This is a genomic window from Pseudomonas sp. RIT-PI-r, assembly GCF_001297015.1.
Lineage (GTDB): Bacteria > Pseudomonadota > Gammaproteobacteria > Pseudomonadales > Pseudomonadaceae > Aquipseudomonas.
Genome location: NZ_LIGE01000004.1, coordinates 38,351 through 59,040, shown reverse-complemented (window position 1 = coordinate 59,040; position 20,690 = coordinate 38,351). Strand labels below are relative to the sequence as shown.

The window sequence follows — 20,690 nt, the reverse complement described above, 5'->3', positions numbered from 1 at the left end:
GCCTATTTGAACGCCATGCAGGTGGTCAACTGGCTGCCGCGCACCGAATTGCCCTTCGCCGCGCCGTCGCGGCCCGAGCTGCTGGACATGCCTGAGCCGGAGGTAGAGGTGCCGTTGCTGCCCGCGCCTCAGGCCGAAGCGCCGGTGCAGCCTGTTGCGCGCCCGAGCGAACGGCCGAAGATCGAAGTGCCGCGCCCGTCGCTGGCGAGCACGCGAACCAACGCCAAACCGGTGGAAGAGGCGGACGACACGCCAGTCGTCGCCAAGCCTGCACCCGTGCCGCCACCGCGTTTTGCCCTGCAATTGTTGCGCGCCGGACGCTGCCTGCTGCTGGTCGAGTTACCCACAGGCGAACCGTTCCAGAGCCGCGATCCGGCGTATTTGCTGCTGAAAGACATGCTGCGTGCCGCCGGTCTGCCGGATGCGCCGCAAATCGTCGGCGAGCCGGTGCGCTGGCCGTGGCTCAATCGCGGCACCATGGATCAGGGCCCGGAAGCGGCGCGTGACTTTGTGCAGGGTTTCCTTTCCGTGCAAATCGAAGCCGCACCGTGCGCCTGCCTGTGGCTGATTGGCCTGCCGGCGGTGCGTTTTGCCGGTGAAGCGGACGCCGAAGCGTTCAATCGTGAGTTGCAGATCGAAGGTCTGGGTTCGGCCTGGGCCATTCCCGGTCTGGAATTGTTAATGGAAGAGCCACAGCGCAAGGCCGCTGTGTGGCAAGCCATGCGTCGGCTGATGGCGCGCTGGAAAGAATCGAATGAGTGACGCTGTATCGTTCCGCCCGATGACCGAGGCGGATCTGGAAACCGTGCTGAAAATCGAGTACGCCGCTTACAGCCATCCGTGGACTCGCGGGATCTTTCTCGATGGGCTGGGCAAGTATCAGATCTGGCTGATGTTCGAAGGTGAGCAACAGGTCGGTCACGGCGTGGTACAGATCATTCTGGATGAGGCGCATCTGCTCAATATCACCGTCAAACCCGAGAATCAGGGGCGCGGGCTGGGGCTGACGTTGCTTGAGCATCTGATGTCGCGGGCATATGCGGCTTCGGCGCGGGAATGTTTTCTGGAAGTGCGTGACAGCAATACGGGCGCGTTCAAGTTGTATGAGCGTTATGGCTTCAACGAGATTGGCCGGCGCCGGGATTATTATCCGGCGGTGGGCGGGCGTGAAGACGCGGTGGTCATGGCCTGCACCCTGGTTGACTAATGACCTGTAGGAGCTGCCGAAGGCTGCGATCTTTTGCTTTTGATGTTATGACCAAGATCAAAAGATCGCAGCCTTCGGCAGCGCCTACGGGAAGGCGCGTCTGTTAGCGGTTGCCATCCAGCGGATCCCGCTGCGCCAGCTCCGCTTCATCCAGTCCATTACCTCCGCCAATGTCATCCTCATCGACAATGCTCAAATCCCAATCCGCCTGATTGCCTTGACCCGCTTCCTCGGCATCCCGCGCACCGTCTTCATGAATCAGCGTTTCCGGGCTCAGGTCATCGTCCGTCGGCTCATGATCACTGACCGATGCCCCGGTCATGCCCGCCTCACGCACGCGCTCGTTGGGCATCAACTGCTCGCGCTCACGCTGCGGGATCTCATCACCGATCTTCGCGCTCGGCTCGTCTTCATCGAAATCCAGCTCATGCACCGAACCCATGCGGTCTTCGTTATCATCGATGGGTTCCGGTTGCACCGCATCGTAAGGGCGTCGTGAATCAGTCATGGCAAATCCTCATACTGTGGGCCTTACTTAGGTGGACTCACCGGGCACACGAGAATTCCAATGAAATCACTTGCGGTGGCGGCGTGACCCCGACGGGCGGTCGTCTGTCATACCAGCGCATCTTTCTTGAGGCCTTACAGCATGCATGACTTACAAGACCTGATTGATAACAACGAGCGTTGGGCTGACGCGATCACCAAGGAAGACCCGGATTTCTTCGCCAAGCTGGCGCGTCAGCAAACCCCTGAATACCTGTGGATCGGCTGTTCCGACGCCCGCGTGCCGGCCAACGAAATCGTCGGCATGCTGCCGGGCGATCTGTTCGTGCACCGCAACGTTGCCAACGTGGTGCTGCACACCGACCTCAACTGCCTGTCGGTGATCCAGTACGCGGTCGACGTACTCAAGGTCAAACACATCCTCGTCACCGGACACTATGGTTGCGGTGGTGTGCGTGCGTCGATGCAGGATCGCCAGTTCGGCCTCATCGACGGCTGGCTGCGCTCGATCCGCGATCTGTACTACGAAAAACGCGAAGAGCTGGCCAAGCTGCCGACCGAAGAAGAACAGGTCGATCGCATGTGCGAACTCAACGTGATCCAGCAAGTGGCCAACGTCGCGCACACCAGCATCATCCAGAACGCCTGGCATCGCGGGCAGAGCCTGTCGATTCACGGCTGCATCTACGGCATCAAGGATGGTCGCTGGAAAAGTCTGAACACCACCATCAGTGGTTTCGAACAATTGCCGCCGCAATATCGTTTGCGCCCGGTTGGCGCGCCGTAATCAGCGAGACGCTAGTGGCTCCACAAGCGTTGCAGAAAGGCGTGGCCTTCGATACTGGGTGGTTCGTCGTAACCTGTGATCCACCCGCGACACTTTGTCGAGCCGCACTCACAGGCGAACTGTTGCAGCAGTTTGTCTTCGGTGGCGGCGTAATCGATGGTCAGCCGCTCGCCCCTGTGGATATCTTTCAACGCCCACAACCACAGCTCGCTCATGTCGAGAAATACGTTCGGGTCGCAAGCGTGTTCCAGCAGCCCGCAAAAGCGCGGGTCGTAGACGTGGATGCCTGAGAGCAGCTGTCGAGTCTGTCGGCAGCGATAGGGCAACAATTGCCCGGAAACCCGGCACATGCGGCCGGTACGCGGAAAATCCCGGCGCGCGGCGATGGCCACCGCATGGCAGTGGTTATCGAGGACTATTTCGAAGTCGCTGCTCGACGGAAAACCGAGGCGAACCGGCAGGCCGGCGAACGGGTAAATGCCTTCGGTATCGCGAGCATCGCTGGCGAGTGCGTGACTGTTCATAACGATCCTTGTCGTCAGGGGCTGCGACTTCCTTTGGCTGACGTCATGTCAGTCCTGCAACGGATTGTGGATCGAATTTTCGTGTATGCGACAGTAGCGGTCTACTGTCAGATCTGACAGGCGTAATGAGCGCATTCCCGCGTCAGCAAAGGCTGACACGGGAAGACATATCACCGGTTACAGGTGTGGGGCGGGAATGGCGGTGGCGGGCAATGCGCTCTTCAGTTGCTGCAACTGCGCCTTGATTGGTGGCGTCGCACACTTGCTTGCAGCTTGTTCCGCAGTCAGGTTGCGGATCGAGGTGTAGAACAGCTCGCAGGTTTTGATTTTCTGCGTCACCTGCCAGGTTTGAGTGCAATTGGTCAGCGTGGTTTGGGCATCGCTCCCCGGTTTGCTGCCCATGCCGGCCTGCCAGCAGGCAGCGCTCAGATCCTGGCCCATGACCTTCAGGCCGGCTGCATCCGCCTTGGTCTCATCGCCGTCGTAGCTTGCCGGGTCAGCGGCGTACCAGATGTAGCTCGGATGGTTTGAACCCAGTACCGGCACTTTCACACCTTCGCTCGGACTGATGGTTGCCAGGCCCAGCACATTCACAGTCGGCCCGTATTGCTGCTTGATCCAGTTTCGCACCGGCGCACCGAACGCCACCATCGGCAAGGTAGTGCCGGCGGCGGTCTGGCTGAACTGTTTGACCAGCGTGGTCTGATAGTCCTTGAAGTAGTCGTAGACACCTTCCAGATCCTTGCCCGCGCTGGATGGCGCGGCGATCGGGGCGATGTCAATGATGGTCTGGAAGGCCGGCGTCTGGTCAGCCGGAATACCGTTGTCGGTGAGTAGTGTTGCCCAGCGATCAGTGGTGTTGGAGCGCAGATAATCCTGCGCTTGAGTCAGTGAATAGTCTGGCGGGAAGTGCAGCAACTCGACACTCTTGCGATTTTCCAGCGCCATGCCCAGTGGCAGGAACAGATACCAGCTGTACGCCCACTTGCCGTCGGCGTTGAGCTTGCTGGCGCCGGTGTAGGCCAGATCTCCCGCGTCGAGCAACGCCGACAACGGCTTGTCATAGCCCTTCGGCACGCCACTGATTTCAGCGTAGAGCTGGTCGTTATCGGTTTTCACCAGGACCTTCGCTGCGGCATAACCGTCGCGCTGCACGCTCTGGGTCAGGTAATGGGCGACGGTCTGTTCCAGGGTCCAGTTGCGGTAGCAGATCACGCTGCAGTTGTTGGGGTAGGCGAAGAGGCGGGTGACGCGTTCGGTGCTGCCCAGTTTCAGATCGACATCGGCGTGGGCGGCCGCGCTCAGTGTGAGCGCGGCGAGGGTCAGGGCGGTGGGCGTGAGTCCTGCGATTTTGAACATGCTCAGATCCTTTTCAGCGTGGGTTCCCCATAGGTCGGGGGCGCCTCATAGTGGATCAGCCGTGTTGCGCAGAGAAGCCGTCAATGGCAGTTTTTTTCAGCGCTGCACAGGGTGCGACTTCAGGCATGAAAATGCAGGGCGTTGGTCAGGTCACCCATCGGTTTCTGCCCTCGGGCGATCATCGCCTCATCGCGCTGCTTGAGGCCGTCGAGCGTTTCGAGCTGGAATACCCGGGTAATCAGGCGCAGGATCGATGCGGTGTCGTAGACAGTGTGATCCACCGTGCCCTTGCGTGCAAACGGCGACACCACCAGCGCTGGCACACGCGAGCCCGGACCCCAGCGGTCACCCTTGGGCGGCGCGACGTGATCCCACCAGCCGCCGTTCTCGTCGACCGTGACGATCACCACCATGTTTTGCCACTGCGGGCTCTCGCGCAGGACTTTCAGCGCGCGGACGATGTGCCGATCCCCGGAGGCCACGTCGGCATAACCGGCGTGCATGTTCAGATTACCCTGAGGTTTGTAGAAACTCACCGCAGGCAACTGGCCGGCCTCGGCGTCGGCGAAGAATTTATTGCTGCTCGACTCGTCGCCCAGGCCGGCATCGCGCAGGCGTTTATTGCGCTCTTGCGGGTTTTCCGGCCCTTGCTGCTTGAAGTAGTTGAACGGCTGGTGGTGATACTGAAAATTAGGAATCTTTGGTATGCCACCGGAGTCCTTGTATTGATCCAGCGTCGCTTGCCAAGCGCCGGCGTACCAAGCCCAATCGATGTTGTTTTTCGACAGCTTGTCGCCGATGTGTTCGTGGGTCTGCGGCACCATGACGTTGGGCAGATCCGCTTTCGAATACGCCGGGCGCTCAGGGTCGCGAAGCCAGGTTGGCCAGTAGGGCGGGGCGAGGGTGTTGACGCCGAAGCCATCCGGGGTCAATGCGCTCGGGCCGAACTGCGGTGGACCGGTCATGGCGCTGGCCGGCGATGCGTCCAGCGGCTTGAGACGCGGATCGGCGGGATCATCGCTTTGCAGCGCGGCGATCTGTGATTTGGCCACGGAATTGGCAACGTCCGGATAGAACGGCGCGGTGGCGCTGATCAGATACTGGTGATTGAGGAATGAGCCACCGAAGGCGCCCTGGAAGAAGTTGTCGCACAGCACGAATTCCTGAGCGACGTCCCACAGGCGCAGGGAATAACGGCTCTGGGCGTAGTGGCCCATGGTTAAACCGCCGGAGTCGGCCCAAGCGACAAAGCCGTCGTTCCTGCCACCGTTGATCTGCATCTGATTCTGATAGAACACATGCCACAAATCGCGGGTCACCAGACCGAACGGCAAGTCTTCAGCGTTCGGACCTTTGAGGGCGAAGGGCGCGTTGGGCAGGTTTTGCTGAAACTGCGTGGCGCTGGGATAAGTCACGCCATCGAGGGTTTGCGGGCCGATTTGCAGCACGCCGCCCCAGACGGGCGGCAGGGTTTGCAGCAGCGAGCCGTCGCGGTCCCGTTGTTGATAGTCGGCAGGCTTGAGCGCTGACAGCGGTTTTTCGACACCGGGGAAATCACCGAACAGGTTATTGAAGCTGCGGTTTTCGGCGTAGATCACCACCACGGTTTTCACTTGGTCGCGCAGGGCCTTGTCCAGCTCGGCGGGCGTCAGCGGGCGCTCGACCGGTTTGCCCGGTTGATCGCTGGCGCTGCCACACCCGGCCAGCGTGGCACCGACACCGAGCACCGCAACGCCGCCGAGGAAACGGCGGCGACTGGTGTCGGTCGGGTTGTCTGATTCAGGTGCATCAGTGCCGTCTGTTTCGTCTTTCATCGTTCAGCCCGTTTAGCTTAATTGTTTCAGTATGTTTCGGGCGGACGCTAGCAAGGTCATGTGACGGTTGGGTGACAGGTCTTGCGGGTGCTGCAGGATTAGCCAGGCATGAATTGAGTGAGCGAGTAACCGAGTCGGCTGGCCGCCATGATCGCAATCATCACCACCAGAAACAGCAATTGCAGCGGACTGAAATGCGCCCAGTGCAGCGCGGTCAGCCAAGGACGGCGGCTGCTCAGCACTGGATCGAGCGAACCGATACGGCGTTTGTGTACCCGCCCGATCAGCATCGTGCCAACGTAAGTGAGCGCCCCCAGCGGGCCGAGCAGCAGCGAAAACAGCAGCAGCATGACCCCCTGCGGAACCCCGTGGCGTATCACCAGCCATCGCGTGTAGGGGTTCCATTTACGTGGAATCAGCCACTCGCTGAGCCACAGGTCCGGCAGGACCACGTGGGCCGTGAGCACCACCCACCAACTCAGTGCAATGCGAAAAAACCAGACCGGCACGCAGGCAAATATCATCGGAATGAAGACGAGGTTCATGGCGGTTTTTTGTTGGGATGGCAGATAGAACAGGCACAGCGCCAAGGCAATCGCCGTCCATAACCGTACCCAGGTTTCGGCGGCGATGGCACGTGGAAGGAAACGCCGCCAGAAGAAAACATCAGCGTAGGGCAATCGGGCAAGCAGGTCGGGAAAACGCCATTTGAGTTTGTTCGAGAGCTCGTAACAGGCCTTCCATTCATCCCTCCCAAAGACGTCTGTCAGCTTCTTTTGCTGCAGCGGCTTGAGCGGGTTGATCAACAGATGGGCCGCCTGAACGTCGGCCGCCGACATCCGGTCGCTTTCAGCCTTGGCGCGCAGATCGTCGTAGAAACTTTCCTGATTGCAGCGTTCGATCAACGTGTCCCAGAGCCAGTCCGGTTGCGGGTGCAGGCCTTTGTTGTGATCCCAGCCGAACAGTTGGCCGATGCGGTCGAACAGCGGCACGCTCCACTCGCTGTCATTGAGCAAGTGCAGCAGGGTTTGCTGCCATTGTTCGCGGCGATCGAATACCTGCAGCCACGGCTGGGCGCTGTAGCGTTTGAGCACGTTGAGAAATTCGCGTTCGCTCTGGCTTTCGAGCAGCGCTTGCAGGTTGTCTCGATAGTCGGCCATCAGATTCTCGGCGAGAACCTCATGCTGGCGATCATTGATCAGCACGTCCTGCCACGGACCCAACCATCCAAGTTGCTCGACGGCCCAGTTCAGCACCGGGCTGCGCAGTTGTGGCTGTTCAAAACACAATTGCAGTAACAGCCTTTCGAAGGCCTTGGCGCAGCCTTGCTGTTGCGCCTGATCCCAACGCTTGTCGAGATTTTCGGGCGACAGCCCCTCAAGCAGTTGCCGTGCGGCCTGCACTTCAAGCGCATACGCCTCTGTGTCCGGAGCCGCCGTCAGTGGCTCGACAGGCAAAACATCATCCTTCGCTGGCGGCGCAAAAGGCTCGGGGGCTGCCGGGTTGACGGGCGGAAAGTCGAGATCGGCAAAATCCCACGCGGTGTTTTGCGGTTGGCTATGTTTGTTTGCCAGCGCAGCATCGATTGCCAGTGCGGCAAAGGCGCTGGAAGCCGTGGCCACGGCGACATCTTCTTCGTCGGCAGGCTCAGCGTTTTCAACGCGCCACCGGGCAATCGCCAGCGCTTGTTCGTAGGCTTCGCGCAGGCGCTGGAAACCTTCGGCATCCTCATCGGGGCGGAAGGTTTTCAGCAAGCGCGCATAGCTGCGCTTGATGTCGCGCGCTTCAGCGTCATCGTGCAGGTGCAGCACCGACCAGCAATCCATGGCCAGACTCCTTATTGCCACGGAGTGCGATCAAGTTCGCTCAGGCGTCGGCTCAAGTCAGTGCGCACTTCACGGATCTGGCGCTCGTCCTGAGAGTCGAGGGCGATCTGGAATTGCTTGGCCCAATCGCCCATCAGATCACGCAGATCACCCAGGCTTTCCTGATAGAGGCGCTCCAGACGTGCAGTCAGTAGCGTGTTGACCTGTTGCTCGCGCGGATGAATCTTCAGCTGTGCCAGGTTCTGCAGGCGTTGCTGGATTTCCTCGGGAGACAGCACGCCCGGGTTGTTCTCGATGACCAGCGAATGCTGTTGCCCAGTCAGGGGGATTTTCACCTGGGCTTCGAGCAGACCGTTGTTGTCGTAGGTGAAGCGCACGTCGAGGGCTACTTCGCCGGCCTTGCGTTTCGGCACCTTGATGTCCAGTTCGCCGAGCGCCACGTTGTCTTTGACCAGACGGCTTTCGCCCTGAAAGATGCGCACGACCACCTGTTCCTGATTGTCGTGCAGGGTGTACACGGTTTTCACCCGACTGACCGGGACGATGCTGTTGCGCTCGATGATCGGCAGGTAGTGGCCGCTCTCATAGTTGCGGCCGACCTGAGTGGAGGTCTCGATCCCCAGCGTGTAGGAGCAGACATCGGTCAGCACCACTTCTTCCAGCGCGGCGGCGCGGGCTTTGAGTGCTGCTTGAATGGCCGCGCCCTGTGCCACGACCTGATCCGGGTCGAGGGTGATCGACGGGAACCTGCCGAACAGCCCGGCAGCGAGTTTGCGCACCAGCGGCATGCGCGTGGTGCCGCCGACCAGCAAAATCTCGTCGAGGTCGCTGACACGGATGCGCGCATCGCGCAGCGCCCGCTCAATCGGCGCGCGCAGGCGCTCGAGCAGCGGCATGTACAGCGTCGCCAACTGTTGCTGGGTGATGGTTTGCGTCCACTGCCGCTCACCGAGTTGCAAGCGGAATTCGGCGCTGTCGTCCTGGCCCAGCGCCTTGCGCACGCGCTCGGCCTCGCGACGCAGCGGCTGGATGACGCTGCTGCGCTCAGGGAAGTCTGCGGCCGAACGCTGCTGGCTGATGAAGTGCTCAAGCAGCACGGTGTCGAAGTCTTCGCCGCCGAGGAAGTTGTCACCAGCGCTGGCGCGGACTTCCATCACGCCTTCGAACAGCTCCAGAATCGACACGTCAAACGTGCCGCCACCGAGGTCGAAAACCAGGAACGACGTTTCCTTGTCCCGCTGATGCAGCCCATAGGCGAGGGCGGCGGCAGTCGGTTCGTTGATCAACTTCTCGACTTTCAGCCCGGCCAGTTCACCAGCGATCCGCGTGGCCTTGCGCTGGGCGTCGCTGAAGTAGGCCGGAACACTGATCACCGCTTCGGTGACGGTTTCGCCAAACGCGCGCTCGACGTCTTCTTTCAGGCTTTTGAGCACCAGCGCGGACAGCTCTTCCGGGCGAAACGCTTTGTCGGCCAGATAAACTTCCGTGGCGCTGCCCATGTGGCGCTTGAACAATGACGCGGTCAGACGCGGATGGGTGTGCAGACGCTCACGCGCGGCTTGGCCGACCAGAATCCGGCCCTGATCATCCAGGCCGACAACGCTCGGTGTCAGGAACTGACCCAGGGCATTGGGCACCAACTCGGTGGCATCACCACGCCAGACGGCGACCAGGCTGTTGGTGGTTCCCAGGTCAATCCCTACGATCATTGCAACGAACTCCCTTTGCGCTTGGTAAAAAAATGAAACATTTATGGGCGCGCAGAATATTACCGAGGGTGTGATGCGGTAAAGCGGGATGATGGCTCTGAGCCATTATTTGCGACGGACAGCCCGATACAGAGCTGTTCGGGAGAGAAGTGCGGGGCGCGGCCTTGATGACTTTGCCCCGCTTGGCTTTACGGCATGACCGGCGGCGTATACGCCAATGTCGTCCCCAGCGCCCATAGCACCAGCAGCACCAGCGGCGTGTGCACCAGCAACTGTACGAACGAGAATCCGATCAGGTCCCGCGCCTTCAGCCCAAGTACGCCGAGCAGCGGCAGCATGTAGAACGGGTTGATCAGGTTCGGTAGCGCTTCTGCAGCGTTATAAATCTGCACCGCCCAGCCGAGGTGATATTGCAGATCATTGGCGACCTGCATCACGTACGGCGCTTCGATGATCCACTTGCCGCCGCCCGACGGAATGAAGAAACCGAGAATCGCCGAGTACACGCCCATCAACAGCGCATAGGTGTCGTGGGAGGCGATGCTGACGAAGAAGGTCGAGATGTGATGCGCCAGGGTTTGCGCGTCAGTGCCTTTGACCGTGGTCATCAGGGCGGCAATCGAGCCGTACAGCGGGAATTGAATCAGTACGCCGGTGGTGGTCGGCACCGCGCGGGCCACGGCATCGAGGAAACTGCGCGGGCGCCAGTGCAACAATGCGCCGAGCATGATGAACAGGAAGTTGTAGGTATTGAGGCCGGAAATCGCGGTGATCGCCGGTTTGGTCGAAAACTCATGGAACAGCCATCCCGCCGCCAACAGCACCAGCACAATGATCAGCAGTGGACTGTGTTCCAGCCATTCACCTGGACGGGTGCGCGGTTGCAGCGGAGGCAGGTTGAAGGCCGGGTCGATGCCGCAGGCCTTGGCGTCGCGCGCCGAGTTCGGCCCGGGAGCGGTGGCGTAGGCGATGATGATCGAGATCACGATCAGCGCCAGCAGCATCACGCCGGACTGCCAGAGGAAAATCGTTTCGGTGAACGGAATCACCCCGGTGATCGACAGGATCGACGGTGGCAGGCTGGCGGGGTTGGCCTGCAACTGCGCAGCCGACGACGACAAGCCCAGCGCCCACACCGCGCCAAGGCCCAGATAGGCAGCGGCACCGGCGGCGCGGTAGTCCATTTTCAGGTCGGTGCGGCGGGCGAGGGCGCGCACCAGCAACCCGCCGAACACCAGCGACAGGCCCCAGTTGAGCAACGAGGCGACCATCGAGATCAGCGCCACCCAGGCCACGGCGGAGCGGCCGTTTTTCGGAATGCGTGCCAGGCGGTCGATCAACTTCACGGCGGGCGGAGAACTGGCGACCACGTAGCCACCGATCACCACGAAGGCCATTTGCATAGTGAACGGAATCAGACTCCAGAAGCCGTCACCGAACGCCATGGCGGCATCGGTGGGCTTGGCGCCCATGGCCAGTGTGGCGACGGCCACGATGATCACGGCCAGCGCGGCGAACACCCAGGAATCGGGGAACCAGCGTTCGGCGAAACTTGAACAGCGCAGGGCAAAGCGTGCGGAGCGGCTATCTTCGATATCAACGGCCACAGGGAGTACCTCGGATTTTTATGGTTATTGTGGTCTTGCGGACGAAACACATATCCCCTGTAGGAGTGAGCCTGCTCGCGATGGCGTCGAGTCAGTCGATACACCTGTTGAATGTAAAAACGCTATCGCGAGCAGGCTCACTCCTACAGGGTTTTGACTGTGGGATTCGCCAAGTCTCAACAGTAATTCAACTGCCGGTGCTTTGTGAGCAGCTTTTGCAAAACCGGGACTATGGTCTAACGGGTTGTCCATCCGCCCATTTGCGTAGACCATGGGCGCCTTGGTTTTTTGCCTGATTCAGAGTTCTTTGCCATGACTGCCCAAACCGCGGCCAAACCCGCGCCGTTCAGCCGTTCCGACTACAAGACCCTCGGCCTTGCGGCCCTTGGCGGTGCGCTGGAAATTTACGATTTCATCATCTTCGTGTTCTTCGCCCTGACCCTCAGCCAATTGTTTTTCCCCCCGGAAATGCCCGAGTGGCTGCGTTTGCTGCAAAGTTTCGGGATTTTTGTCACCGGTTATCTGGCGCGGCCGTTGGGCGGGATTCTGATGGCGCATTTCGCCGACAAACTCGGGCGCAAGAAAGTCTTCAGCCTGAGCATCCTGATGATGGCGCTGCCGTGCCTGCTGATCGGGATCATGCCGACCTACGCGCAGATCGGTTACTTCGCACCGCTGCTGTTGCTGGCGCTGCGCATCCTGCAAGGTGCAGCGGTGGGCGGTGAGGTGCCGAGCGCCTGGGTGTTCGTTGCCGAGCACGCGCCGACCGGCCATCGCGGTTACGCCCTGGGCTTTTTGCAGGCCGGGCTGACTTTCGGTTATCTGATCGGTGCATTGACCGCGACCTTTCTCGCGCAAGTGTTCACCCCGGCGGAAATTCTCGATTACGCCTGGCGTTACCCGTTCCTGCTCGGTGGCGTGTTCGGCGTGATTGGCGTTTACCTGCGCCGCTGGCTGAGCGAAACCCCGGTGTTCATGGCCATGGAAGCGCAGCGCGAGGCGCGGGTTGAACTGCCGCTGCGCACGGTGCTGCGCGAGCATCGACTGGCGATGCTGCCGGCGATGTTGCTGACCTGCGTGCTGACCTCGGCGGTGGTGGTGTTCGTCGTCATTACGCCGACCATGATGCAGAAAACCTTTGGCATGACCGCCAGCCACACCTTCGCCCTCAGTGCATTGGGCATCGTGTTTCTCAATATCGGCTGCGTGATCGCCGGGTTGTTGGTCGATCGTCTTGGCGCCTGGCGCACGGTCATGCTCTACAGCCTGTTGCTGCCACTGGGCATCGGCGTGCTGTATGGCTGCCTGATCATGGGCGGTAGCTGGGTAGGCTTGGCATACGCGGTGGCCGGTCTCGCCTGTGGCGTTGTCGGCGCAGTGCCATCTGTGATGGTCGGCTTGTTTCCTGCGCGCATTCGCGTGTCAGGCATTTCCTTCACTTACAACATTGCCTACGCCGCTTGGGCGAGTATCACACCGCTGTTACTGATCGGTCTGATGCCTTGGAGCCCATGGATCTGTGTGATGTTCTGCGCGGTGATGGGCGTGGTGGGTCTCCTGACGGCGGCGTATTTCGGCTCGCGAATGCCGCGCAAGGGACCGTGTCAGGTGGCGGGAACTGCCTGACGCGGTGGCGCGGCACTATTTTTGACCGACGGGTCGCAAACGCTCTTCAGAAAAGATTTTCAAGGCCGATGGTTAGGCTGCATCCCGCTTTCTATCCTGCCCATCGGTACTTTCCCATGTTCAACAAACGCTTGAAGCAAGAGCTGGCCGCTCTTCGTGAAGAACTCTCCAGCCTCGTGCAGGTAAAGGAAAGCCTGGAAAGCGAGATGCTGGTGCTGAACCTTGAGCCCGACGGGCGCATTCAGTCGGTCAATCAGAACTTCCTCACCGAGATGCTTTACAAGAGTCAGGACCTGATCGGTCGGGCGATTGAAGACATCGTCCCGGCGCATGTGAAGACTGACGAATTCCACCAGCGCTTCAAAAACGCCATGACCCGCGGCGAGCATTTCGCCGGTGCCGTGCGCCTGCTGCGTGGCAATGGTGAAGAAGCGTGGCTGCGTTCGATCGTGCAACCGGTGCGTTCTTCGGATGGGCGGATCAAGCACATTTCGCTGTTCGCCAGCGACCTGACCCGCACCATTGAAGCCTCCCGTGAACACGAAAACCTGATCGGTGCGCTGGTGCGTTCGACTGCGGTGATCGAGTTCGACCTCAACGGCAATGTGCTGAATGCCAACGATCGCTTCCTCAGCGGCATGGGTTACAGCCTGGCGCAGATCAAGGGCAAACATCACCGCCTGTTCTGCACCTCGGAGGAATACAACAGCGCCGAGTACCAGAACTTCTGGCGCCGCTTGAACAACGGCGAATTTGTGGCTGATCGCTTCAAGCGAGTCGACAGTCATGGTCGTACGGTGTGGCTGGAGGCGTCCTACAACCCGGTGGTCGATGCTAACGAGAAACTGTACAAAGTGGTGAAGTTCGCCACCGTGATCACTGATCAGGTCAACCGCGAACAAGCGGTAGCCGACGCGGCGAGCATTGCCTACAGCACCTCGCAGCAAACCGACAGCACTGCGCAACGTGGCACCACTGTGGTCACCGAGGCGGTGAATGTGATGCGTGATCTGTCGCGGCACATGCAGGCGGCGGGTGAGGGCATCGAGGCATTGAACGAGCAGTCGCAGGTGATTGGCACCATCGTTAAAACCATCAGCGGCATCGCCGAGCAGACTAACCTGCTGGCGCTCAACGCTGCCATTGAGGCGGCGCGCGCCGGTGAGCAGGGCCGTGGTTTTGCGGTGGTGGCCGACGAAGTGCGACAACTGGCCTCGCGCACCAGCCAGGCGACCGAAGAGATCGTCACTGTGGTGCGGCAGAACCAGGAAATGGCGCGCAATGCCGTGGCGCTGATGACCGACGGCAAGCTTCAGGCTGAACAAGGTCTGGCGCTGGCGGCCGAGGCGGGCACGGTGATTGTCGAGATTCAGGACGGTGCGCAGAAAGTCGTGAATGCGGTAGGCCAGTTCGCCAATCAACTCTCCCACTGACCTGCACCCAGCCTCTGTAGGAGCTGTCGAGTGAAACGAGGCTGCGATCTTTTGATCTTGATTCAGAGGATCAACATCAAGATCAAAAGATCGCAGCGTGCCGCAGCTCCTACAGAGTTTTCACCTGCCTGTATTTCGATGCTGGCGCTACAATCGGCTCCTTTTCCCCCGGAGCAGACTCCATGAGCGATTCCCACCGCCGCCCGGTGCCCCTGAACAAAGCCTACCGTTTGCTCAACCACGGGCCGACCGTGCTGGTCAGCGCCGCTCACGACGGTCAGCGCAACATCATGGCTGCCGCTTGGGCCATGCCGCTGGATTTCGAGCCACCGAAAGTCGCGGTCGTCCTCGACAAATCCACTTGGACCCGCCAGTTGCTCGAAGCGTCCGGCACCTTCGTGCTCAACGTGCCGTGCGTCGATCAGGCCGACATCGTGCAAACCGTCGGCAATACATCAGGCCTGGACATCACCCAAAGCCAAGGGCAAGACAAATTTCAGGCGTATGGCCTGCAGACCTTCGCCGGCGAACAAGTCGAAGCACCTTTGCTCGAAGGCTGCGTCGCTTGGCTCGAATGCCGTTTGCTGCCGGAGCCGCGCAACCACGAGCAGTACGACCTGTTCCTCGCCGAAGTGATCGCCGCCCACGCCGATGAACGCGTGTTCAGCGACGGACGCTGGCATTTCGAAGGGCATGACGGTTTGCGCACCTTGCACCACGTGGCGGGCGGGCATTTTCTGAAGATTGGTGATGCGGTGGATGGCAAGACGCTAGCGGTCTGAATGACGGCTGATGGCAAAACATTGCAGGATGTTGCAAGGTAGGGGCATCGTCGAACCCAATCAGGCGCATACCCCCATGGATCTTTCCCTTTCGAGTTATCTGGCGCCGTTACTGTCGCTGGCCCTGTTGTGGACCGTGGCGGTGGTCACGCCCGGCCCGAACTTCTTCAACATCGCGCAACTCGCGGTCAGCCGTTCCCGCCGTCATGGCGTAGTCGCGGCGCTCGGCGTCGCCAGCGGAACCGTGTTGTGGGGGCTGGCGGGTGGCCTGGGCATTCAGTCGCTGTTCAGTGCCGCGCCGACGCTGTACCTGAGCTTCAAGATTGCCGGTGGCTGCTACCTGATCTACCTCGGGCTCAAGCAGTTCAAGCGCAAGGCGCCGATCGTCCCTGGCACGCTCGATACCTCGGAGCAGACGTTGCTCAGCGCTTACGGGCGGGGCTTTCTGGGCAACATGACCAATCCCAAGTCAGCACTGTTCGTCGCCACCATCTTCGCCACCGCCATGCCAGCTCACATCCCGCCGCTGTTGCTGGCGCTGGCGGTGCTGACCATGGCGACGCTGTCGTTCAGTTGGTATTGCTGCGTGGCGCTGTTCTTCGCCAGCCGGCGAATCGCTGGTGTGTATGAGCGGTCAAGGCAATGGCTTGATCGCTTGGCCGGTGGTTGTTATTTGCTGTTTGGGGCGCATCTGGTGGCTAATCGCTGATCGCTAAGCTGCAGTCAAAGGCTGGGTTGCTGCAATTTGTATCAGATTTGCTTCATTGGTTTGATCAGGCTTTCGGCAGGAATTCCAAACAGCTCATGAAGTTTCCATATCATTGGCAAAGTGAGTGCCCGCTTGCCATTCAACACTTCATAGACCCTGTTTGTTCGACCAATAGCCGGAGCGAGATCCGCGGCTGACAGGCCTGACTGTTCCATTCGGAATTTGATGGCATCGATCGGATTGGGCAAATCCAGTGGAAACTGTTTGGCTTCATAGGCCTCAATGAGAGTGATCATGATGTCGAAGTAATCACCTTCAGGGGTACCCGGTTCTGGCTCGTTGTCGAAAAGTGCAGACACGTTTTTGAGCGCCGCACGGTAGTCTTCTTCGTTATGAATCGGACGTATGTTCATGGGTTACTCCATTTCGACGGTATCAGCGTCGATTGCATCGTACTGCTTGTGGGTGCCGACGAATTTTATGTATATGGCGCCGAAGCGGTAGGCCACGGCTACGATCAGGCGAAAGTCATTGCCCTTGATGTTGAACACCACTCTGCGGCTTTTCAGAATGCTCGCAGAAGTAAAATGTGCCTTGATGTCCGAGGGCGTTGACCAGCTTGCTTTCCTCGCTTCATCTATCCACGCCAACAGTGGTTGCTCTGAGTCCGGATACCGTTGCCAAAAATTTTTGAGCTGACTGACAGCGATAATTCTCATGACGCGATCCTAGTCCCGCTATGGGACTGATGCAAGGCTGTTGGCTGTCGGTGGACGTACGGTTCTAATATTTGCGTGTTCATAAATGCCAGCAGATTCCGAAAGTGTTGTTTGCTGAACGGCCACTTACTCTATCCGTGGCAGCAAATTTTCGGTGTAGGAAAAGGCGACGGGATGCGAGTGAACACAATCTGTTGGCCACAAAAAAGGCCTACCTCACGGTAAGCCTTTTCTCTTTGCGTCCTAGCCTCAATCCCCCAACGCTTCCCCTTCACGCCGTGGATCCGCGCCACCCTCCAACGACGCTTTGCCCTGCGCATCCTTGACCCGCACGATGGCCTGGGTGCCGCTGGTCATGTCGATTTCATTCACCGCATGCCCTTTGTCTTTCAGTGTCTGAATCAGCGCCGGGCTGAACTGACCTTGTTCCAGTTCGGTCGGGCCGTTGCGGCTGCCGAAGTTGGGCAGGCTGATGGCGCTTTGAGGGTCGAGGTTCCAGTCGAGCAGGCCGACGGTGGTTTTGGCGACGTATTCGATGATTTGCGAACCACCCGGTGAGCCGACCGTGGCGACGAATTCGCCGCTGTGGCGATCGAAGATCAGCGTTGGCGCCATCGACGAGCGCGGGCGTTTGCCGGGCTCGACGCGGTTGGCGACTTTCTGGCCGTTCTCTTCGGGGATGAACGAGAAGTCGGTCATCTGGTTGTTCAGCAAAAAGCCCTGCACCATCAGGTGTGAGCCGAACGCGGCTTCGATGGTGGTGGTCATCGACACGGCGCCGCCGAGGTCATCCACCGCGACCACTTGCGAGGTGGAGATGCGCAGCGGCGAGCGGTCCGGCGCGTAGGCAACCTGCACACCCGGTGGCGTGCCCGGTTTGGCGCTGCCCGTGCTGCGTTCGCCGATCAGGCTGGCGCGGCTGGCGAGATAACCTGGATCGACCAGGCCTTTGACCGGCACTGGTACAAAGTCAGTGTCGGCGACGTATTGCGCACGGTCGGCGTAGGCCAGACGTTCGGCTTCGGCGATCAGATGCACAGCCTCTGGCGCCGGTTCGATGCCCGCCGGTTTGTCGGTTTTCACTGGTTTGAGCGGCGTCAGGGAAAGACGTGGATCGCGCGTTTCCAGTGCCTGCAACGTACCGAGAATCTGCGCCACGGCAATCCCGCCCGACGACGGCGGCGGCATGCCGCAGACCTGCCAGCGCTTGTAATCGGTGCACAGCGGCGCGCGTTCCTTGGCCTGATAGCGCTGCAGATCGTTCAGCGACAGGCTGCCGGGGTTGGCGTGACCCTGCACCTTGGCGACGATTTCTTCGGCGATCGGGCCTTTGTACAACGCATCCGCACCTTCGTTGGCGATGCGTTTGAGCACGGCGGCCAGCGCCGGGTTTTGCAGACGTGTGCCGACGGCTTTGACGCTGCCGTCGGCGTTGAGGAAATACTTGGCCATGTCGGGTGATTTGCGGATCACGGAATCTGATTCCAGCAGCGAGTGCAAACGCGCAGAGATCGCGAAACCTTGTTCGGACAGTTTGATCGCCGGTTCAAACAGCTTCGCCCATGGCAGACGACCGTGTTGTTCGTGTGCCATCTCCAGCGCGCGCAGCACGCCCGGTGTACCGACCGAACGCCCGCCAATCTGCGCCTGCGGGAACGACATCGGCTGGCCATCAGCACGCAAGAACAGCTTCTCGGTCGCCCCGGCCGGAGCGGTTTCGCGGCCGTCATAAGTGCGCACTTGTTTGCCGTCCCACAACACGATCATCGCACCGCCGCCGATCCCGGACGATTGCGGCTCAACCAGCGTCAACACCGCTTGCATCGCAATCGCCGCATCAATCGCCGAACCACCCTGACGCAGCATCTCCCGACCAGCTTCAGCAGCCAGAGGGTTGGCAGCCGCTGCCATGTGTTTACTGGCGTGACGGGTTTGCAGGTCGGTGCGGAAACCGGACGCGGCTTCCGGGGGCAGCGGCAAAGTCGAGGAGGGCGGGGCGTTGCAGGCGGTGAGGGTCAGGGCGCTGATGATCAGCGTCAGGGCTGGCAGGCGAAAGCGGCTCAAAGGCAAGGCTGAAAACACGCGGGCTCTCCGTCCGTGGGATAAAAGTCTCAGGGACTTTATCGACCGCTCGGTCGCGACGCAAACCGATGGGTATTTTTGTCTTTCTTTTCGGGGCGGATGTTCGCTAGGGTCAAGCTCAAATTTATAGAGCACCAGCATCCCCTGTAGGAGTGAGCCTGCTCGCGATAGCGTCATCACATTCAACATCATTGCTGACTGACCCACCGCGATCGCGAGCAGGCTCACTCCTACAGAGGTCAAACCATAAAAATCACAAGAGGCCAAGAATGCACAGCGAGTTCCCCACCGAAGCCAGTTACCGCAATCAACGCGAACAGTTTCTCGCCGCCGCCAATGCCGCCGGCGCCACGCTCACCGCCTACGCACATCCACGCTGCGGGCCATTCGGCGAACCGCTGAGCACCGACGTCGTCGTGCTCGGTGATCCACAGGCCAAACGTCGTCTGGTAACGCTCAGCGGTACGCACGGGGTCGAGGGCTATTACGGCTCGGATTGCCAGATCGAATGGCTGAAAACCTTCGAACCCGGTTCGCTGCCCAAGGATGTTGCGGTGGTCATGGTTCACCTGATCAACCCATGGGGCACGGCGTGGTTACGCCGGGTCAACGAAGACAACATCGACCTCAACCGCAATCATCTGGATTTCACCGGGCCTCTCCCAGATAACCGCGCTTACGCGGCACTTCATGAAATCTACGCCTGCACCGATTTGCACGGCCCCGAGCGCCAACGCGCCGATGTCTTGCTCGATGCGCAGATCAACGAACACGGCTGGCCGGCGGTGATGTCGATTGTCGAGGGCGGTCAGCACAGCCATCCCGACGGCCTGTTTTACGGCGGCCGTGCGCCGAGCTGGTCGAATCGCACCTTGCAGCAAATCATCGAAACGCATCTGGCTGGCGCTGAAACCGTGATGTGTTTCGACCTGCACACCGGCGCCGGTGAGTACGGCCATCCGATGTTGCTGACCATCACCCAGGCGCCTTACCCGGCACTTGCGCAAGCGCAGGCGATTTATGGTCCATGGCTTTACACCCTGCACACGGGCGCCGACACCTTGAGCGAAACCGGTGTGGCAGCGACGGCTACCGGGTACACCTCCCAAGCGTTGCTCAATGCTCTACCGGACGTGCAGTTGATGCCGTTCGTGATCGAGTGCGGGACGTATCCGGGGCCGGATGTGCACCGGCATTTGCGCGATGACCATTGGCTGCATCTGCATGGCGATCCGCTGGATGCGACGGGGAGGGGGATCAAAGTGAATTTGCTCGAGCAGTTTTATCCGGCTGATCCGGATTGGCGGGCGATGGTGGGGCTGCGGACTCGGCAGATTTGGGCGAAGGGGTTGGCAGCCCTGTCGACAGAGAAACCTGAGTAGGTCAGGCATAGCGTTATGGTGAGGAGGTTTATCCCCTCGACACAAGTTCGGTGATCATCTCGAGGTATAGGTACTTATTGCTTGAACCCAGGCAGTCCATTCGCCGCGCGCCACCGCTTTACTGTTTCGGTGATTTCTTCGGCCGTTAGGGATTTGCTCAGATCTTCCGGCCAGTAAATCAGATCAGATCCCGCCGGGTGTTCTGATAGACGCGCAAACTCCAGTAATAGCGGATCAAGTATTTCATCGGGGCTGGTGTTGGCGGCTAGTACGGATTTTAGAAATTCGACGAAATCAGCTTCTGTGTAGTCAGATATTTTTGTCATGCAATGGTCGGTTTAAATGGGCGGATTGAATTACCGTTTGAATCCGGGTAGCTCATTGGTGGCGCGCCATTTCTTTACGGTTTCGGTGATGCCTTCAGGGGTGCAATCAGCGTCATCCTCCGGCCAATAAATCAGGTCAGTACCGGCGGGGTGCTCGGCGAGGTCACAGAATTTATCCAATAGATCCGCCAACACCATCTCTGGCGTGCCATCCCCATTGGAAGTGAATATTTCCTGCAATAAGCTAATGAATTGCTCTTCGGTGTAATCAGTAATTTTATTTGCCATGAG

At 59.9% G+C, this 20,690-nt stretch carries 20 protein-coding genes and 1 pseudogene; 9 read left to right on the top strand and 12 right to left on the bottom strand.

Annotation, left to right across the window (positions count from 1 at the left end):
- Nucleotides 1-15: 15 nt before the first annotated feature.
- Complete coding sequence (locus tag AK821_RS00655; RefSeq protein WP_064387667.1) at nucleotides 16-762, top strand: hypothetical protein; 747 nt, start codon at nucleotides 16-18, stop codon at nucleotides 760-762.
- Nucleotides 755-1,207 (top strand): ribosomal protein S18-alanine N-acetyltransferase, encoded by a 453-nt coding sequence (rimI, locus tag AK821_RS00650; protein ID WP_007912963.1) that lies wholly within the window; start codon nucleotides 755-757, stop codon nucleotides 1,205-1,207. Before AK821_RS00655 ends, rimI begins: the two co-directional genes overlap by 8 nt.
- Before the next feature lie 103 nt (nucleotides 1,208-1,310).
- Here the strand turns inward: rimI and AK821_RS00645 are convergent, their stop codons facing one another.
- The gene (locus AK821_RS00645) at nucleotides 1,311-1,715 is read right to left on the bottom strand and encodes a hypothetical protein (RefSeq protein WP_064387666.1); all 405 of its coding nucleotides are present in this window, start codon (nucleotides 1,713-1,715) and stop codon (nucleotides 1,311-1,313) included.
- 141 nt (nucleotides 1,716-1,856) lie between these two features.
- Here AK821_RS00645 and can point away from each other — a divergent pair, with 141 nt between their 5' ends.
- Nucleotides 1,857-2,501, top strand: a complete 645-nt coding sequence (gene can / locus AK821_RS00640) for a carbonate dehydratase (protein ID WP_053123831.1) — start codon at nucleotides 1,857-1,859, stop codon at nucleotides 2,499-2,501.
- 11 nt (nucleotides 2,502-2,512) lie between these two features.
- Here the strand turns inward: can and AK821_RS00635 are convergent, their stop codons facing one another.
- From AK821_RS00635 to AK821_RS00610, 6 genes are all read right to left on the bottom strand, one after another.
- A complete protein-coding gene (locus tag AK821_RS00635) occupies nucleotides 2,513-3,025 on the bottom strand; it encodes an SET domain-containing protein-lysine N-methyltransferase (RefSeq protein WP_064387665.1) in 513 nt (170 codons plus the stop codon).
- A 177-nt stretch (nucleotides 3,026-3,202) separates the two neighbouring features.
- On the bottom strand, nucleotides 3,203-4,384 hold the full coding sequence (locus tag AK821_RS00630; RefSeq protein WP_064387664.1) for a hypothetical protein: 1,182 nt from the start codon (nucleotides 4,382-4,384) through the stop codon (nucleotides 3,203-3,205).
- Between the two features lie 119 nt (nucleotides 4,385-4,503).
- On the bottom strand, nucleotides 4,504-6,198 hold the full coding sequence (gene acpA, locus AK821_RS00625) for an acid phosphatase (RefSeq protein WP_064387663.1): 1,695 nt from the start codon (nucleotides 6,196-6,198) through the stop codon (nucleotides 4,504-4,506).
- 98 nt (nucleotides 6,199-6,296) lie between these two features.
- Nucleotides 6,297-8,024 carry a J domain-containing protein gene (locus tag AK821_RS00620; RefSeq protein WP_064387662.1) on the bottom strand — a complete coding sequence of 576 codons (1,728 nt, stop codon included), beginning with the start codon at nucleotides 8,022-8,024 and terminating at the stop codon, nucleotides 6,297-6,299.
- A gap of 11 nt (nucleotides 8,025-8,035) precedes the next feature.
- A complete protein-coding gene (locus AK821_RS00615; RefSeq protein WP_064387661.1) occupies nucleotides 8,036-9,733 on the bottom strand; it encodes a molecular chaperone HscC in 1,698 nt (565 codons plus the stop codon).
- A 188-nt stretch (nucleotides 9,734-9,921) separates the two neighbouring features.
- Nucleotides 9,922-11,340 carry a short-chain fatty acid transporter gene (locus AK821_RS00610; RefSeq protein WP_064387660.1) on the bottom strand — a complete coding sequence of 473 codons (1,419 nt, stop codon included), beginning with the start codon at nucleotides 11,338-11,340 and terminating at the stop codon, nucleotides 9,922-9,924.
- Between the two features lie 312 nt (nucleotides 11,341-11,652).
- On the opposite strand from AK821_RS00610, the gene AK821_RS00605 reads away from it, so the two are divergent.
- The 5 genes and pseudogenes from AK821_RS00605 to AK821_RS00590 all read left to right on the top strand — a co-directional run bounded on the left by AK821_RS00605 (nucleotide 11,653) and on the right by AK821_RS00590 (nucleotide 15,890).
- The gene (locus AK821_RS00605; protein ID WP_064387659.1) at nucleotides 11,653-12,966 is read left to right on the top strand and encodes an MFS transporter; all 1,314 of its coding nucleotides are present in this window, start codon (nucleotides 11,653-11,655) and stop codon (nucleotides 12,964-12,966) included.
- Nucleotides 12,852-13,859 (top strand): annotated as a pseudogene (locus AK821_RS31250) (PAS domain-containing protein); the annotation flags it as partial. The gene AK821_RS00605 and the pseudogene AK821_RS31250, both read left to right, overlap by 115 nt.
- Nucleotides 13,839-14,399, top strand: coding sequence for a methyl-accepting chemotaxis protein (locus tag AK821_RS31245; protein WP_371748318.1), 561 nt, complete (start codon nucleotides 13,839-13,841; stop codon nucleotides 14,397-14,399). The pseudogene AK821_RS31250 and the gene AK821_RS31245, both read left to right, overlap by 21 nt.
- A gap of 182 nt (nucleotides 14,400-14,581) precedes the next feature.
- A complete protein-coding gene (locus AK821_RS00595; RefSeq protein WP_064387657.1) occupies nucleotides 14,582-15,181 on the top strand; it encodes a flavin reductase family protein in 600 nt (199 codons plus the stop codon).
- Between the two features lie 76 nt (nucleotides 15,182-15,257).
- Nucleotides 15,258-15,890: a LysE family translocator gene (locus tag AK821_RS00590; RefSeq protein ID WP_064387656.1), complete on the top strand. Its 633-nt coding sequence runs from the start codon at nucleotides 15,258-15,260 to the stop codon at nucleotides 15,888-15,890.
- Nucleotides 15,891-15,931: 41 nt separating this feature from the next.
- On the opposite strand, the gene AK821_RS00585 is transcribed toward AK821_RS00590, so the two are convergent.
- From AK821_RS00585 to ggt, 3 genes are all read right to left on the bottom strand, one after another.
- Nucleotides 15,932-16,303: a helix-turn-helix domain-containing protein gene (locus AK821_RS00585; RefSeq protein ID WP_064387655.1), complete on the bottom strand. Its 372-nt coding sequence runs from the start codon at nucleotides 16,301-16,303 to the stop codon at nucleotides 15,932-15,934.
- Between the two features lie 3 nt (nucleotides 16,304-16,306).
- Complete coding sequence (locus AK821_RS00580) at nucleotides 16,307-16,609, bottom strand: type II toxin-antitoxin system HigB family toxin (RefSeq protein WP_064387654.1); 303 nt, start codon at nucleotides 16,607-16,609, stop codon at nucleotides 16,307-16,309.
- A gap of 249 nt (nucleotides 16,610-16,858) precedes the next feature.
- Complete coding sequence (gene ggt / locus AK821_RS00575; RefSeq protein WP_064387653.1) at nucleotides 16,859-18,691, bottom strand: gamma-glutamyltransferase; 1,833 nt, start codon at nucleotides 18,689-18,691, stop codon at nucleotides 16,859-16,861.
- Nucleotides 18,692-18,960: 269 nt separating this feature from the next.
- Between ggt and AK821_RS00570 the strand changes: the two genes are divergently transcribed.
- Entirely contained in the window at nucleotides 18,961-20,073 is a 1,113-nt protein-coding gene (locus AK821_RS00570; protein ID WP_064387652.1) for a DUF2817 domain-containing protein, read from the top strand.
- Nucleotides 20,074-20,147: 74 nt separating this feature from the next.
- Here AK821_RS00570 and AK821_RS00565 read toward each other — a convergent pair whose 3' ends face one another.
- Both AK821_RS00565 and AK821_RS00560 read right to left on the bottom strand, forming a co-directional pair.
- A complete protein-coding gene (locus AK821_RS00565) occupies nucleotides 20,148-20,399 on the bottom strand; it encodes a bacteriocin immunity protein (RefSeq protein ID WP_064387651.1) in 252 nt (83 codons plus the stop codon).
- A gap of 30 nt (nucleotides 20,400-20,429) precedes the next feature.
- On the bottom strand, nucleotides 20,430-20,687 hold the full coding sequence (locus AK821_RS00560) for a bacteriocin immunity protein (protein ID WP_064387650.1): 258 nt from the start codon (nucleotides 20,685-20,687) through the stop codon (nucleotides 20,430-20,432).
- Nucleotides 20,688-20,690: the final 3 nt, after the last annotated feature.

Bases quoted from the DNA above. Each gene is read 5' to 3' on its own strand.
- can (WP_053123831.1), top strand. From the start codon at position 1,857: ATGCATGACTTACAAGACCTGATTGATAACAACGAGCGTTGGGCTGAC.
- AK821_RS00585 (WP_064387655.1), bottom strand. From the start codon at position 16,303: ATGAACATACGTCCGATTCATAACGAAGAAGACTACCGTGCGGCGCTC.
- AK821_RS00580 (WP_064387654.1), bottom strand. From the start codon at position 16,609: ATGAGAATTATCGCTGTCAGTCAGCTCAAAAATTTTTGGCAACGGTAT.
- AK821_RS00565 (WP_064387651.1), bottom strand. From the start codon at position 20,399: ATGACAAAAATATCTGACTACACAGAAGCTGATTTCGTCGAATTTCTA.
- AK821_RS00635 (WP_064387665.1), bottom strand. From the start codon at position 3,025: ATGAACAGTCACGCACTCGCCAGCGATGCTCGCGATACCGAAGGCATT.
- AK821_RS00595 (WP_064387657.1), top strand. From the start codon at position 14,582: ATGAGCGATTCCCACCGCCGCCCGGTGCCCCTGAACAAAGCCTACCGT.
- AK821_RS00620 (WP_064387662.1), bottom strand. From the start codon at position 8,024: ATGGATTGCTGGTCGGTGCTGCACCTGCACGATGACGCTGAAGCGCGC.
- AK821_RS00590 (WP_064387656.1), top strand. From the start codon at position 15,258: ATGGATCTTTCCCTTTCGAGTTATCTGGCGCCGTTACTGTCGCTGGCC.
- AK821_RS00655 (WP_064387667.1), top strand. From the start codon at position 16: ATGCAGGTGGTCAACTGGCTGCCGCGCACCGAATTGCCCTTCGCCGCG.
- rimI (WP_007912963.1), top strand. From the start codon at position 755: ATGAGTGACGCTGTATCGTTCCGCCCGATGACCGAGGCGGATCTGGAA.
- AK821_RS00605 (WP_064387659.1), top strand. From the start codon at position 11,653: ATGACTGCCCAAACCGCGGCCAAACCCGCGCCGTTCAGCCGTTCCGAC.
- AK821_RS00630 (WP_064387664.1), bottom strand. From the start codon at position 4,384: ATGTTCAAAATCGCAGGACTCACGCCCACCGCCCTGACCCTCGCCGCG.
- AK821_RS00615 (WP_064387661.1), bottom strand. From the start codon at position 9,733: ATGATCGTAGGGATTGACCTGGGAACCACCAACAGCCTGGTCGCCGTC.
- AK821_RS00570 (WP_064387652.1), top strand. From the start codon at position 18,961: ATGCACAGCGAGTTCCCCACCGAAGCCAGTTACCGCAATCAACGCGAA.
- acpA (WP_064387663.1), bottom strand. From the start codon at position 6,198: ATGAAAGACGAAACAGACGGCACTGATGCACCTGAATCAGACAACCCG.
- AK821_RS00645 (WP_064387666.1), bottom strand. From the start codon at position 1,715: ATGACTGATTCACGACGCCCTTACGATGCGGTGCAACCGGAACCCATC.
- AK821_RS00560 (WP_064387650.1), bottom strand. From the start codon at position 20,687: ATGGCAAATAAAATTACTGATTACACCGAAGAGCAATTCATTAGCTTA.